14 protein-coding genes are annotated in these 13,016 nt (G+C 70.0%); 7 read left to right on the top strand and 7 right to left on the bottom strand.

Annotated elements, in window-relative coordinates; all coding sequences use genetic code 11:
- Window positions 1-485: 485 nt before the first annotated feature.
- Window positions 486-1,127, top strand: coding sequence for an SRPBCC family protein (locus tag ACSYGO_RS23110; RefSeq protein WP_426679123.1), 642 nt, complete (start codon window positions 486-488; stop codon window positions 1,125-1,127).
- A 253-nt stretch (window positions 1,128-1,380) separates the two neighbouring features.
- Here ACSYGO_RS23110 and ACSYGO_RS23105 read toward each other — a convergent pair whose 3' ends face one another.
- On the bottom strand, window positions 1,381-2,076 hold the full coding sequence (locus ACSYGO_RS23105; RefSeq protein WP_460387480.1) for a hypothetical protein: 696 nt from the start codon (window positions 2,074-2,076) through the stop codon (window positions 1,381-1,383).
- A gap of 88 nt (window positions 2,077-2,164) precedes the next feature.
- Between ACSYGO_RS23105 and ACSYGO_RS23100 the strand changes: the two genes are divergently transcribed.
- A complete protein-coding gene (locus tag ACSYGO_RS23100; protein ID WP_426679121.1) occupies window positions 2,165-3,172 on the top strand; it encodes a C40 family peptidase in 1,008 nt (335 codons plus the stop codon).
- Between the two features lie 216 nt (window positions 3,173-3,388).
- Window positions 3,389-4,090: a phosphatase PAP2 family protein gene (locus ACSYGO_RS23095; RefSeq protein ID WP_426679120.1), complete on the top strand. Its 702-nt coding sequence runs from the start codon at window positions 3,389-3,391 to the stop codon at window positions 4,088-4,090.
- Between the two features lie 88 nt (window positions 4,091-4,178).
- Here ACSYGO_RS23095 and ACSYGO_RS23090 read toward each other — a convergent pair whose 3' ends face one another.
- Both ACSYGO_RS23090 and ACSYGO_RS23085 read right to left on the bottom strand, forming a co-directional pair.
- Entirely contained in the window at window positions 4,179-5,738 is a 1,560-nt protein-coding gene (locus ACSYGO_RS23090) for an FAD-binding oxidoreductase (RefSeq protein ID WP_426679119.1), read from the bottom strand.
- A 77-nt stretch (window positions 5,739-5,815) separates the two neighbouring features.
- The gene (locus tag ACSYGO_RS23085) at window positions 5,816-5,998 is read right to left on the bottom strand and encodes a hypothetical protein (RefSeq protein ID WP_095935238.1); all 183 of its coding nucleotides are present in this window, start codon (window positions 5,996-5,998) and stop codon (window positions 5,816-5,818) included.
- 119 nt (window positions 5,999-6,117) lie between these two features.
- On the opposite strand from ACSYGO_RS23085, the gene ACSYGO_RS23080 reads away from it, so the two are divergent.
- The gene (locus ACSYGO_RS23080; protein WP_460387478.1) at window positions 6,118-6,963 is read left to right on the top strand and encodes a hypothetical protein; all 846 of its coding nucleotides are present in this window, start codon (window positions 6,118-6,120) and stop codon (window positions 6,961-6,963) included.
- 94 nt (window positions 6,964-7,057) lie between these two features.
- On the top strand, window positions 7,058-7,246 hold the full coding sequence (locus ACSYGO_RS23075; protein WP_426679118.1) for a hypothetical protein: 189 nt from the start codon (window positions 7,058-7,060) through the stop codon (window positions 7,244-7,246).
- A gap of 76 nt (window positions 7,247-7,322) precedes the next feature.
- Here the strand turns inward: ACSYGO_RS23075 and ACSYGO_RS23070 are convergent, their stop codons facing one another.
- Window positions 7,323-7,709: a metal-sensitive transcriptional regulator gene (locus ACSYGO_RS23070; RefSeq protein ID WP_426679117.1), complete on the bottom strand. Its 387-nt coding sequence runs from the start codon at window positions 7,707-7,709 to the stop codon at window positions 7,323-7,325.
- A gap of 202 nt (window positions 7,710-7,911) precedes the next feature.
- Between ACSYGO_RS23070 and ACSYGO_RS23065 the strand changes: the two genes are divergently transcribed.
- Together ACSYGO_RS23065 and ACSYGO_RS23060 are read left to right on the top strand one after the other, a co-directional pair.
- A complete protein-coding gene (locus tag ACSYGO_RS23065; RefSeq protein ID WP_037622416.1) occupies window positions 7,912-8,532 on the top strand; it encodes a DUF47 domain-containing protein in 621 nt (206 codons plus the stop codon).
- A gap of 6 nt (window positions 8,533-8,538) precedes the next feature.
- Entirely contained in the window at window positions 8,539-9,537 is a 999-nt protein-coding gene (locus tag ACSYGO_RS23060) for an inorganic phosphate transporter (RefSeq protein ID WP_426679116.1), read from the top strand.
- Between the two features lie 510 nt (window positions 9,538-10,047).
- On the opposite strand, the gene pstB is transcribed toward ACSYGO_RS23060, so the two are convergent.
- Genes pstB through pstC form a run of 3 tightly spaced genes read right to left on the bottom strand, consistent with a single transcriptional unit; the run spans window position 10,048 to window position 12,935 of the window.
- Window positions 10,048-10,824 carry a phosphate ABC transporter ATP-binding protein PstB gene (gene pstB / locus ACSYGO_RS23055; protein ID WP_426679115.1) on the bottom strand — a complete coding sequence of 259 codons (777 nt, stop codon included), beginning with the start codon at window positions 10,822-10,824 and terminating at the stop codon, window positions 10,048-10,050.
- Between the two features lie 48 nt (window positions 10,825-10,872).
- Complete coding sequence (gene pstA, locus ACSYGO_RS23050) at window positions 10,873-11,931, bottom strand: phosphate ABC transporter permease PstA (RefSeq protein ID WP_426679114.1); 1,059 nt, start codon at window positions 11,929-11,931, stop codon at window positions 10,873-10,875.
- Window positions 11,928-12,935: a phosphate ABC transporter permease subunit PstC gene (pstC, locus tag ACSYGO_RS23045; protein ID WP_426679113.1), complete on the bottom strand. Its 1,008-nt coding sequence runs from the start codon at window positions 12,933-12,935 to the stop codon at window positions 11,928-11,930. The genes pstA and pstC overlap by 4 nt, the downstream gene beginning before the upstream one ends.
- Window positions 12,936-13,016 lie beyond the last annotated feature (81 nt).

The following is a 13,016-nucleotide window of genomic DNA, read 5'->3' as shown; positions in this document are numbered from 1 at the left end:
CGGGTTTCGTACGAATACCTTGCGGCCGCCCCGCGCGAGCCCCTCACGGGGGTGCGGGACGGTATACGAAGGGTCGTATGGTCACTCTGTGTATCACGGCAGGTCACGCCGGGCAATGAAGTCGATGCGGAACCTGTGGTGTGGTTCCGTCGTTGACCCCTTCTACGAAGCGCACGCTCCGCCCTTCCCGTACGTACGCCGAGCGCGCCGCCCGTTTCTGACAGGTCGTCGAGCCGATGTTCCCCGGGTCGCCGTGTCTGCGGGAGGTGGACGCAGGCCGACGGCCCCGGACGAGGCACAGGCTAACCCCCGCCGCGCCCCGCGGAGGAACGGGCCGGGTCGCGACCCGAGGGGGCGGGCCATGGGGCCGAATGGGCGTCTGGGTGCTGGCTCCCGGCCCCGGGGCGGGTAGGGGCGCAGGAGGCGGGAGGCCGTCCCGGGAAAAGTCCCGGCGGCGGTGACGGATCGGTTGCGAGGAGCGCCCCATGTTCGACGTCACCCAACAGATCGACGCCGTGCGGCGGCAGGTCGGCGCGCGCGAGTACCAGGGGCACGCCGCACGGGTGGTGACGGTGGGCCAGACATACGGCGCCGCCGTCGAGGACGTCTGGGACGCCTGCACCAACGCCGACCGCATCCCACGGTGGTTCCTGCCCGTCACGGGCGAACTCCGGCTCGGCGGCAGGTACCAGCTGGAGGGGAACGCGGGCGGTGTCGTCGAGCGGTGCGAGCCGCCCCTGAGCTTCGCCGCGACCTGGGAGTTCGGCGGTGAGGTCAGCTGGATCGAGGTCCTGCTGGCCGAGGAGCCGGAGGGCGGCACCCGGTTCGTGCTCCAGCACATCGCCCACGTCGACGACGCACGCTGGGCGGAGTACGGCCCGGGTGCCGTCGGTGTCGGCTGGGACCTCGGCATCATGGGCCTGGCCCGTCACCTCGGCGCTCCCGGCGGTGCCTTGGACCCGAAGGAGGGCACGGCCTGGCTCGCGTCCGAGGAGGGCCGCCGCTTCGTGAGGGAGAGCAGCGAGAGCTGGTACGAGGCGAACGTGGCCGCGGGCGAGGACGAGGCCGCCGCCCGTGCGGCCGCGGACCGCACCACCGCCGCCTACGGAGGGACCGCGCCGGAGTGAGGGCGGCCCCGGCGCGGAGGCGGGTACGGGGCCGCGCGGGCCGGTGGAATCGACGTGGTGCGGGGCCGCCCGGCCCCGCGCTCGCCCACGGACGGACTCCCGGCGCACGGCGTGCGGGCCTGTGCCGGTTCCCCGGATGACTCCTGGCGCGGACGCGAAGGAGCCCAGCAGCGCGTACCGGCGGGGTGCGGCGAGACCTGTGATGCGCTTCATCGCACCGGGCGGCAGCGGCGGGCCGGTCCGGCGAACCGTCCTAGCCGGACATCTCGTTGAACAGGTACGCGGCGAGCCAGAGCGCCGGCAGGAGCAGTACGACGTAGGCCAGCGGGCGCTGGAGGACCGGCTTGCCCTGGTCCATGACCACACCGGTCGGCGAGGGCGTCGTCGGGTGCGGCAGCTTGCGGATCCGCGTCCGGACGTAGAGGTTCCACAGCAGGGTGAGCGGGGTGAACAGCGCCAGGGACACCGGGCTCCACCAGCCGCCCGCCAGGGTCTTGGTCGTCATCTCCCGGTGGATCGCGGTGGCGCAGGAGCGGCAGAACGGGCCCTCCATCTTGGAGAACCGCATCGCGACCAGCAACCCCGTGTGCTGGCGGACGGTCATGTCGCCGGCCGGCTGTGCGGCACATATGCGGCAGCCGGGGGTGAGGGGCGGGGCGACCGCCGGGTCGTAGCCGCCCGCGGGGGCGAACGGGTTCTGTCCGTGCGGGGCGAACGGATTCTGTCCGTGCGGGGGGTGCGGGGCCTGTGCGGCGCCCGGTGCTGCGTAGGCCGCGTTCTGGGCGTAGGGGTCCTGCGCGTAGGGGTTCTGCGGGTGCGGGCCCTGGGCGTACGGGCCCTGCGCGTACGCGTTCTGGCCATGTGCCGGCGCACCGTTTGGCGCGTAACCGCCTTGCGGGGCGGCGGGGTTGCCCTGGGGCGCGTTCGGGTGCGGAGGCGGGGTCGCCACGTGCGGTTTCTCCTCGTGTGTGATCGTCCCGCCGCACGGTGCCCGCCTCTACACTGACGTCGGCGGACTCCTGGGCGACGAGGGGCGGTTGACGGTGCGTAAGGCATGGATCGTAGCGACCGCTGCCGTCGGGGCCGCGCTCAGCTTCGTGATGCTGCTCGTCGTCGGCGTCTACATGGTCGCGGGCAACCTGGCCAACGGTATCGGCGGGGGCTCCGTCGGCCTCGCCAAGGGTTCCGTGCCCGCCGCGTACCAGACGCTCGTGCAGAAGTGGGGAAACCTGTGCGGCGCCATCAACCCGGCACTGCTGGCCGCCCAGTTGTACCAGGAGAGCGGATTCAATCCGAATGCCAGGAGTCCGGCGAAAGCGGAAGGGATAGCGCAATTCATTCCGGGGACCTGGGCCACGCACGGAGTCGACGGCGACGGTGACGGCGACCGCGACGTATGGGACCCGAATGACGCGATTCCATCGGCCGCCTCGTACGACTGCCAGCTCGCCTCGTATGTGAAGGACGCGCCGGGGGACGTCACGGAGAACATGCTCGCCGCCTACAACGCGGGTGCCTACGCGGTCATCAAGTACGGCGGCGTTCCGCCGTACAAGGAGACCCGGAACTACGTGAAGACGATCACCACGCTGGCGAAGAGCTTCGCCGCGCCGGTGACCCGCGTCGACCCCTCCAAGCAGGCCGCCGCGGCCATCACCTACGCGCAGAAGAAGCTCGGCACGCCCTACCTGTGGGGCGGCAACGGCACGTCCGACCAGGGCGGACGCTTCGACTGTTCGGGGCTCACCAAGGCCGCGTACGAGAGCGTGGGCGTCACCCTCCCGCGGGTCGCCAACGACCAGTACAACGCGGGTCCGCACCCCAGGCGCTCGGAGCTGCTCCCCGGAGATCTGGTCTTCTTCTCGGACGACCCGGCCGACTCCCGGGCCATCCGTCACGTGGGTATCTACGTGGGCGGCGGATACATGATCGACGCGCCTCGTCCGGGGGCCGTGATCCGCTTCGACCCCGTCGACACCCCCGATTACTTCGGGGCGACCCGAGTGACCGAAGATGGCGCGAAAGCATTGCCGACTACTGTATGAACCCACCCCCTGAGCTGCGGCGATGTGTCTCTCTTCGATAACGTCTGCGTGATCATTCCGTGGAGGGTGGAACGTAGTAGAGGGGACTGTGCGTTCCTTTTGATGTAGCGCCGGGCCGGGTACGGATTCCGGCGGTTTCTACGACCACGGGGGTGGATCGAGCGGGCGCGCGAAAGGGCGTGCCCGCGGGAAAGACGACGAAGGGGCCGCAGCACCATGGCTGGACTCGCCGAATCCGGTTCGAACCCCGACGTCGACCTGCTCTACGACATCAATGGCCTGGCCAAGGACGCGCCCCACTGGTTCGACCGGATCATGGAGTTCGTCGGCGAGTACGGGCTGCTGCTCGGCATGGTCCTGCTCGTGCTGTGGTGCTGGTGGACCGTGCGGCGCCGCGGCGACGACTCCGCCGCGTCCTCCGTGGCCGCCCTCGTGTGGGCACCGCTCGCGGCGGGCATCGCCGTCCTGGTGAACGTGCCGATACGAGGTTTCGTCGAGCGGCCCAGACCCTTCGTGGACCACCAGGGCCTGGACGTCCTCGTCTCCGGCAAGACCGACTACTCCTTCGTCAGCGACCACGCCACGCTCACCATGGCGATGGGCGTCGCCCTGTTCGTCGCGAACCGCAGGTTCGGGCTCCTGGGGATCGGGCTGGCCCTGCTCGAAGGGTTCTGCCGGGTCTACATGGGCGTGCACTACCCGACGGACGTCGTCGGCGGCTTCGCCCTCGGCACCGCGGTCGCCCTGCTGCTGTCCCCCGTGGCCATGGCGCTGCTCACCCCGGTGATGAAGGCGGTGGAACGCTCTCCGCGCGCCGGCCTGCTGATCCGTGCCCGGGGCACCACGCCCACCGGGCACGACGCGCTCATCCCGGGATCGCGGACGGAGCGCTCCGAGGAACGGGACCTCGCCGCTTAGCCGCGTCCCCGGCGGGGCGCGGTCCCGCGCCGGAGCGCCCTCCCGTCCCGCATCCTCTCCCGCCCCGCACCTCCTCCCGTCCCGCGGGTCAGAGCGCCTGCGGGAAGGAGAAGAAGTGGTGCGGGTCGTACTGCTTCTTCAGCGCCGTGAGCCGGGTCGCCGCGTCGCCGTAGTACGCCTTGCGCCAGTCGGTGAGGGTGGCGTCCGTGTAGTTCTGGTAGGCGGCGCCGGAGGCGTACCGGCCCATGGCGGAGTGCGCGGTGCCCAGCCAGGACTGCGCCGTCGTGCCGGAGGTGCCCGCCCGCCAGGAGACGATGTACTGCGCGAGCATCCGTGAACGGCGGTGCACGAAGGCGGTGGCCGTGGGCGACACCCGGTTCACGGCGCCGCCCAGCGCCGTCAGCGCGATGCTGCCCGCGCCGCCGCGGACGCCGGATATCTGGTTCAACAGCGCCTGGATGCCGGCGGCCGGGATCGAACGGTCGAAGAAGTCCGAACGCGCCGCGTAGGTCTCACGGCCGAGCGCGCCCTGCGGGCTGCGGCCCGGCGTCGGACCCGGCAGGTGGCACTGCGCGTCCGTCGGGAAGGAGGAGCAGCCCGCGTACACCTCCATCGATTCCTCGTACGAACGCCTCTTGAGGGAGACGCTGCGTGCCGGGGCACCGATGCGGTCGGCCAGCCGGTCCACGGCGTTCTGGAGTTCACCGTAGGTGCCGAGCGAGAACGCGGCCACGGACACCGTGGGGGTGCCGCCCGCCGCGTTCGCGAGGTGGCACGACGACCAGATCTCGTCGGGCTGGTCCGGGCCCCACTCCTGCCACGCCTTCAGCACGGCGGCGGCCTTGGCCCACGGCCAGGTCATGTAGGCCGAGACGCCCTGCGGGGCCGGGTGGGTCTTGAAACGCAGTTCGGTGACGACGCCGAAGTTTCCGTTGCCGGCACCGCGCAGGGCCCAGAACAGGTCCTTGTGGTCCGTGGCGTTCGCGGTGAGCTGCTTGCCGTCGGCGGTGATCAGCGTGGCCTGCGTGAGGCTGTCGCAGGTCAGCCCGTACGCCCGGGACACCACCCCGTGGCCGCCGCCCAGGGTCAGCCCGGAGACGCCCACGGTGGGGCAGGAACCCGCGGGAATGGTGACGCCCTTCGCGGCCAGCGCGCGATAGACGTCGATCAGCTTGGAACCGGCGCCGACCACCGCCTCGTTCCCCGACGCCCGGATCTTGTTCAGCTTGGAGACGTCGACGACCAGGCGGCCGTTGCCGGAGGACCAGCCCGCGTACGAGTGGCCGCCGTTGCGGATCGACACCTTGATGCCGTGCGCGCGGGCGTAGTCCATGGTCGTGCGGATGTCGTCCGCGTGCGCGACGTACGCGACGGCCGCGGGCTTCAGCCCGTCGAAGCGCGTGTTGTACAGCTGGTGGGCGGCCGGCCAGCTGCGGTCGCCGGGGCGGATCAGCGCACCGTCCAGTTCCCTGGACAGGGCGGCCCAGTTCGCGGCCGCGCGGCTGCTGGCGGTGGCCGTGCGGACCGACGTGCCGGTACCGGCGCTCTCGGAGGCGCCCGCCGCCTTGGTGTCGCCGCCGTTGCACGCGGACGTCGCCGCCGCCGCGAGTGCGGCGGTGGCTCCGCCGATGAACGTACGCCGTTGCATGTGCGCCTCCTGTGGGTTCCGTGGAACGAGACGGGTCACCGGGCCCCGGGGTTCCACGCGCGAACGTCGCAGAACGGCTACAGCGCGCCCCGGCCGAGCACGTCCTCGGAATGGATCTCCGCGTCCGTCCGGGCCAGACTGCGCGCGCGGCGCGCGGGGCCTCGCCAGCCGCAGGTGCACCGGGCCACACAGAAGCGGCCCTGTTCGACCGTCGTCGTGCGGTGTTCGGGGAAAGGGCCGTCGTCGTCCTGCTGCGCCACGCCGACAACGTTACCCAAGGCAAGTGAATGGACGGGAGCCGCGTGACGGCCGCCCCTACCCGTCGTTAACCGGAACGACAGGGAGGGCCCAGGACGACCGGCTGGGGGTCGGCAAGGCGATGGTGGCGCAGGTGGCTCAGACGGAAGGGCGGACCGGCCTGCTGGTCGTCGCGGCCGTGACGGCGGGACTGGCCGTGTGTGCCACGGGATGCGCGGGCGGAGGTGCCGCCGACGACGCCCGGACCGGCTCCGGCACCGTCGAGGCGCTGCACCGGGCCGCCGCCACCCTGGAGCGCGCGGGCAGCGCCAAGGCCCGTACGTCGATGGAGATGGCCACGGGCGGGACCCGGGTCACCATCCGCGGGCAGGGCGTGTACGACTTCAGGAAGCAGCAGGGCGAGCTCAAGGTGCTGCTCCCGCAGGATCCCGCCGGCACGGCCGAGCACCGGCCGATCACCGAGCTGCTCGCGCCCGGAGCCCTGTTCATGAAGAACCGCGGCGCGGGGGTGCCCGTGGACAAATGGGTCCGCGTGGACACGGCCGGTCTCTCCGACGGGAACCTGGTGACGGGCGGCGCCACCGACCCGTACGCGGCGGCGGAACTGCTGCGCGGGGCCCGGACGGCGACCTTCGTGGGGGAGACGGAGGTGGCCGGGACGCGGGTGCGGCACTACCGCGGGACCGCCGACCTGCACGTCGCCGCCAGTGGCGCCTCGAAGGGGCAGCGGTCCGCGCTGAAGGCGGCGGCGAAAGGGTTCGCCACCGCGGAGGTGCCGTTCGACGCCTACCTCGACGAGCAGGGCCGGCTGCGCAAGGTGCGGCACCGCTTCAGCTTCGTCAACGGCCACCAGAAGGGCACGGTGGCCGTCGCCTCGACGACGCTGCTGTACGACTTCGGGGCGCCCGCCGATGTACGGCTGCCGCGCCCGCGGGACATTTTCGCCGGGAAGATCGCGGAACAGTAGCTTCCAGGGAGGGGCCGGAAATGGCCCTTCCGTGCCATGCGCGGTGTGTAGGCCGCTCCCTACTCTAGGAAGTCGGTGACGGCAGGAAGAGGTGATGCACGTGGCTCCGGTCGGCGGTACGGCAGTTCAGGACCACGTGGCCCTCGCCGAGATCGAGCTGTGCGGGGAGCTGATCATCGCGGCCTCGGCCGCCGACGAGGACCGGCTCAGTCTGGAGAGCATCGACGAGGTGCTGAAGGTGGCCGAAGAGCGCGCCCACGAACGGGGCGCGCGGGAGACGTAGGTCACCTCCCGCCACGCGGAAACGGAATGCGCGTACGGCCGGAATCGTGTCCCTTCGCCGGCCGACCCGGTCCGGGTCAGGTGCGCAGCAGCCGGCCGATCGCCTTGGTCGCCTCCTCGACCTTCGCGTCGATCTCCTCGCCGCCCTTGAGGGCCGCGTCAGCGACGCAGTGCCGCAGGTGCTCCTCCAGGAGCTGGAGCGCGAAGGACTGCAGCGCCTTCGTGGAGGCCGACACCTGGGTGAGTATGTCGATGCAGTAGACGTCCTCGTCGACCATGCGCTGCAGGCCCCTGATCTGGCCCTCGATACGGCGCAGACGCTTGAGGTGCTCGTCCTTCTGCTTGTGGTAGCCGTGGATCCCGCGGTCGTGATCCGTCACGACCTCGGGGGTCCCTCCGGCAGGTCCCTCGACGGCCTCGGTCTCGCCGGAGGGTGCCGTCGCGCCGGCCTCTGTGGTCGTCATCGCGTCCTCCCGCCAACTGATACCCCTGGTGGGTATATGGTATCGAACTTTGCTGGGTATGGAGCCCTTGCCCGAAGCCGGAACCGGACCCTGTGCTGATCACTGTGCCCGATGGGCGACACTGGGGGACGGCCCATTAGCCGTGGCCGGATGATGCGCCTAGCATCAGCCTGACCGAACCGAAGCACCCCGAGGACCCCAAGTGCGCTTTCGTCTGACCCCCAGGGAGACGAGCTTCTACGACATGTTCTCCGCGTCCGCGGACAACATCGTCACCGGCTCGAAACTCCTGATGGAACTGCTTGGGGCGGACGCCTCCGCCCGGGCCGAGATCGCAGAGCGTATGCGGGCAGCGGAACACGCCGGTGACGACGCGACGCACGCGATCTTCCACCAGCTGAACTCCTCCTTCATCACGCCGTTCGACCGCGAGGACATCTACAACCTGGCCTCGTCCCTCGACGACATCATGGACTTCATGGAGGAGGCCGTCGACCTGGTCGTCCTCTACAACGTCGAGGAACTGCCCAAGGGCGTCGAGCAGCAGATCGAGGTGCTGGCCCGGGCCGCGGAGCTGACCGCGGAGGCCATGCCGAACCTGCGCACCATGGACAACCTGACCGAGTACTGGATCGAGGTCAACCGTCTGGAGAACCAGGCCGACCAGATCCACCGCAAGCTGCTCGCCCACCTCTTCAACGGCAAGTACGACGCCATCGAAGTGCTGAAGCTCAAGCAGATCGTGGACGTGCTGGAGGAAGCGGCCGACGCGTTCGAACACGTGGCGAACACCGTGGAGACCATCGCGGTCAAGGAGTCCTGAGGCTTCGTGGACACCTTCGCGCTGATCGTGACCATCGGTGTCGCGCTCGGATTCACGTACACGAACGGCTTCCACGACTCGGCGAACGCCATCGCCACGTCGGTCTCCACGCGGGCACTGACCCCGCGGGCCGCGCTCGCCATGGCCGCCGTGATGAACCTCGCCGGCGCCTTCCTCGGCAGTGGTGTCGCGCACACCGTCAGCAAGGGGCTGATCGAGACGCCCGAGGGCGGCAAGGGGATGGGCATCCTCTTCGCCGCGCTGATCGGGGCGATCGTCTGGAACCTCGTCACCTGGTACTTCGGGCTTCCGTCGTCCTCCTCGCACGCGTTGTTCGGCGGGCTCGTGGGGGCGGCGCTCGCGGGGGGTACGACCGTTCTCTGGTCCGGCGTCATCGACAAGATCGTCATTCCGATGTTCCTGTCGCCGATCGTCGGTCTGATCGTCGGCTACCTGGTCATGTGCGCGATCATGTGGATCTTCCGCAGGGCCAACCCGCACAAGGCCAAGCGTGGATTCCGGATAGCCCAGACCGTGTCGGCGGCCGGCATGGCGCTCGGTCACGGTCTCCAGGACGCGCAGAAGACGATGGGCATCGTGGTGATGGCCCTCGTCATCGGTGACGTGCAGGGCGCCGACGACCCGATCCCGGTGTGGGTGAAGATCGCCTGTGCGGTGATGCTGTCCCTCGGCACCTACGCGGGTGGCTGGCGCATCATGCGGACGCTGGGGCGGAAGATCATCGAGCTCGATCCGCCGCAGGGGTTCGCCGCGGAGACGACGGGGGCGTCGATCATGTTCGTCACCGCGTTCCTGTTCAAGGCGCCGATCTCGACCACGCATGTCATCACCTCCGCGATCATGGGTGTCGGGGCGACGAAGCGGGTGAACGCCGTGCGCTGGGGGGTCGCCAAGAACATCGTGCTCGGGTGGTTCATCACCATGCCGGCCGCTGCGGTGGTGGCTGCCGCCAGCTTCTGGGTCGTGAACCTGGCGTTCCTCTAGGGTTCGGTGCCCGGGGCGGGGGGAGGGTTTTCGCCCCCTCCGCCCCTGCCCGTCCCTTGTTCCCGGAGGCTTCGCCCCCGGACCCCCGGATCGGCCTGGACGGCCTTGTCCTCAAGCGCCGGACGGGCTGGAGTGTGCCGCCCCTGTTCTCAGGGGGCCGGCGCCCAGGGAGTGCGTCGGTCTGGACGGCCTTGTGCTCAAGCGCCGGACGGGCTGGAGTGTGCCGCCCCTGTTCTCAGGGGGCCGGCGCCCAGGGAGTGCGTCGGTCTGGACGGCCTTGTGCTCAAGCGCCGGACGGGCTGGAGTGTGCCGCCCCTGTTCTCAGGGGGCCGGCGCCCAGGGAGTGCGTCGGTCTGGACGGCCTTGTGCTCAAGCGCCGGACGGGCTGAGGCCGACTGTTCGGGTAAAGAATCGGGCCCGCCCCCCGGGAGCCAGGGGGCGGGCCCTTCTTCTTCCTCGCGGTGGCACCGCCATGCAGCACCGCGAGGGTTCTCGGGGAGGACGGGCCGGTCAGCCGAAGCGGCCCGAGATGTAGTCCTCCGTGGCCTGGACCGACGGGTTGGAGAAGATGCGCTCCGTGTCGTCGATCTCTATGAGGCGGCCGGGCTGGCCGACCGCGGCCAGGTTGAAGAACGCGGTGCGGTCGGAGACGCGGGCGGCCTGCTGCATGTTGTGCGTCACGATGACGATCGTGAAGCGCTCCTTGAGCTCCCCGATCAGGTCCTCGATGGCGAGGGTGGAGATGGGGTCGAGGGCCGAGCAGGGCTCGTCCATGAGGAGGACCTGGGGCTCCACGGCGATCGCCCGCGCGATGCACAGACGCTGCTGCTGACCACCGGAGAGGCCGGAGCCGGGCTTGCTCAGGCGGTCCTTGACCTCGTTCCAGAGGTTGGCGCCCTTGAGGGACTTCTCGACGATGTCGTTCAGCTCGGACTTCTTGTAGGAGCCGTTCAGGCGCAGGCCCGCCGCGACGTTGTCGAAGATCGACATCGTGGGGAAGGGGTTGGGGCGCTGGAAGACCATGCCGATGGTGCGGCGCACGGCGACCGGGTCGACTCCCGTGCCGTACAGGTCCTCGTCGTCCAGGAGCACCTTGCCCTCGACGCGGCCACCGGGGGTGACCTCGTGCATGCGGTTCAGGGTGCGCAGGAAGGTCGACTTGCCGCAGCCGGAGGGGCCGATGAAGGCCGTCACGGAGCGGGGCTCGACCGTCATGGAGATGTCTTCGATCGCCCGGTGGGCGCCGTAGTAGGCGGTGAGCCCGCTCACGTCGATGCGCTTGGCCATGTCTATCACTGCTTCTTTCGCAAGGTTTCGGGTCGCTGATCGGCCGCGTCAGCGGCCCGTCTTGGGTGCCTTCCAGCGCGCGATGCCACGCGCCGCCAGGTTGAGGATCATGACGAAGGCGATGAGCGCGAGTGCCGCTGCCCAGGCCCGGTCGTAGGCCACTTCGGTACCGGCGGCGTACTGCCGGTAGATGTAGAGCGGAAGCGAGGCCTGCGGGCCGGAGAACGGGTTGTTGTTGATGAAGTTCGTACCCCACACCAACAGCAGCACGGGAGCCGTCTCACCGGTGATACGTGCGACGGCGAGCATCACGCCCGTGGTGATACCGCCGATGGACGTCGGCAGAACCACCTTGATGATCGTGCGCCACTTCGGGACGCCCAGCGCGAGGGAGGCCTCACGCAGCTCGTTGGGAACGAGCTTGAGCATCTCCTCGGTGGAGCGGACCACCACGGGCATCATCAGGATCGACAGGGCGAGCGCGCCGGCGAAGCCGGAGTAGCCCATGTCCAGGATCAGGATCCAGAAGCTGAGGATGAACAGACCGGCGACGATCGACGGGACGCCCGTCATGACGTCGACGAAGAAGGTGACGGCGCGGGCGAGCTTGCCCCGTCCGTACTCGACGAGGTAGATCGCGGTGAGCACGCCGATCGGCACGGCGATCAGGGTCGCGATGCCCACCTGCTCCAGGGTGCCGAGGAGCGCGTGGTAGATACCGCCACCGGGCTCGTTGTCGGCCACCACGCCCATGGAGTGGCTGAGGAAGTAGAGGTCGAAGGCCTTCACGCCCCGCTTGACGGTCTCCCAGATCAGGGAGGCCAGCGGGATCACGGCGACGATGAAGCAGACCCAGACCAGGCTGGTGGCGACGCGGTCCTTGGCCTGACGGCGGCCCTCGACGCGTGCGGCGATGCCGTACGTGCCGAAGACGAACAGGAGCGCGGCGATCAGGCCCCACTGGACCTTGCTGTCGAGCCCCGCGCCCAGGCCGATGCCCACGGCGAGGGCGACGGCTCCCGCGGCGATGGCCCACGGGGACCACTTCGGGAGGCTGGCGCCGCGCAGCGTGCTGGGGCGCTTGTCGGTGAGGGGTGCGGTGCTCATGCGTTGGCCCCCGAGTACTCCTTGCGGCGGTTGATGATCACGCGCGCCGCGCCGTTGACCAGCAGAGTGATGACGAACAGGACGAGACCCGAGGCGATCAGGGCGTCCTGGCCGAACGTGGTGGCCTCGTTGAACTTGCTCGCGATGTTCTGTGCGAACGTGCCGCCGCCCGGGTCGAGCAGGCTGGCGGTGATGTCGAAGGTCGGGGAGAGCACGGTGGCGACGGCCATCGTCTCGCCCAGCGCGCGGCCGAGGCCGAGCATCGACGCGGAGATCACGCCGGAGCGGCCGAAGGGCAGCACTGACATGCGGATGACTTCCCAGCGCGTGGCACCGAGGGCCAGCGCGGCCTCCTGGTGCATCTGCGGCGCCTGGCGGAAGACCTCGCGGCTCACGTTGGTGATGATCGGAAGGATCATGATCGCGAGCAGGATGCCGACGGTGAGCATCGAGCGGGGCGCTCCGCCCTGCCACTCGAAGATGCCGGTCCAGCCGAAGTAGTGGTCGAGCCAGCCGAAGAGGCCGGTCATGTGCGGCACGAGGACGATGGCGCCCCACAGGCCGTACACGATGGACGGGACGGCGGCGAGCAGGTCGATCACGTACGCGATGGGGCCGCCGAGCTTGCGGGGCGCGTAGTGCGTGATGAACAGCGCGATGCCGACGGCGACCGGGACCGCGAGGGCCATGGCGATGATCGCGGAGACCACCGTGCCGAAGGCCAGGACCGCGATGCCGAAGGTCGGCGGCTCGAGGTTGGTGTTCCACTCGAAAGCGGTGAGGAAGTTCGCGTCGTCCTTGCTGATCGCGAGGGCGGCGCGGTAGGTGAGGAAGACCGCGATGGCGGCCATGATCACCAGGAGGAGGATGCCGGACCCGCGGGAGAGGCCGAGGAAGACACGGTCCCCGGGGCGGGTGGCGCCACGGGCCGTGCGCTTGTGCATGGCGGTGGAACGCGGAGGGGTGGGGGGAGGCGCTTCAGTGTTCTGAGTCGATATGTCCATCGTGAGTCTCCGGTCTGCGGAGCCGGATGGCGGCTCCAGGCGGCGGTGCACCGGACGGTGCGGCCCGCCTCGGTGAGGCGG

It is taken from the genome of Streptomyces krungchingensis, assembly GCF_054729265.1.
Note: the sequence above shows the minus strand (reverse complement) of the source record. Positions and strands in the feature narration are given on the sequence as shown.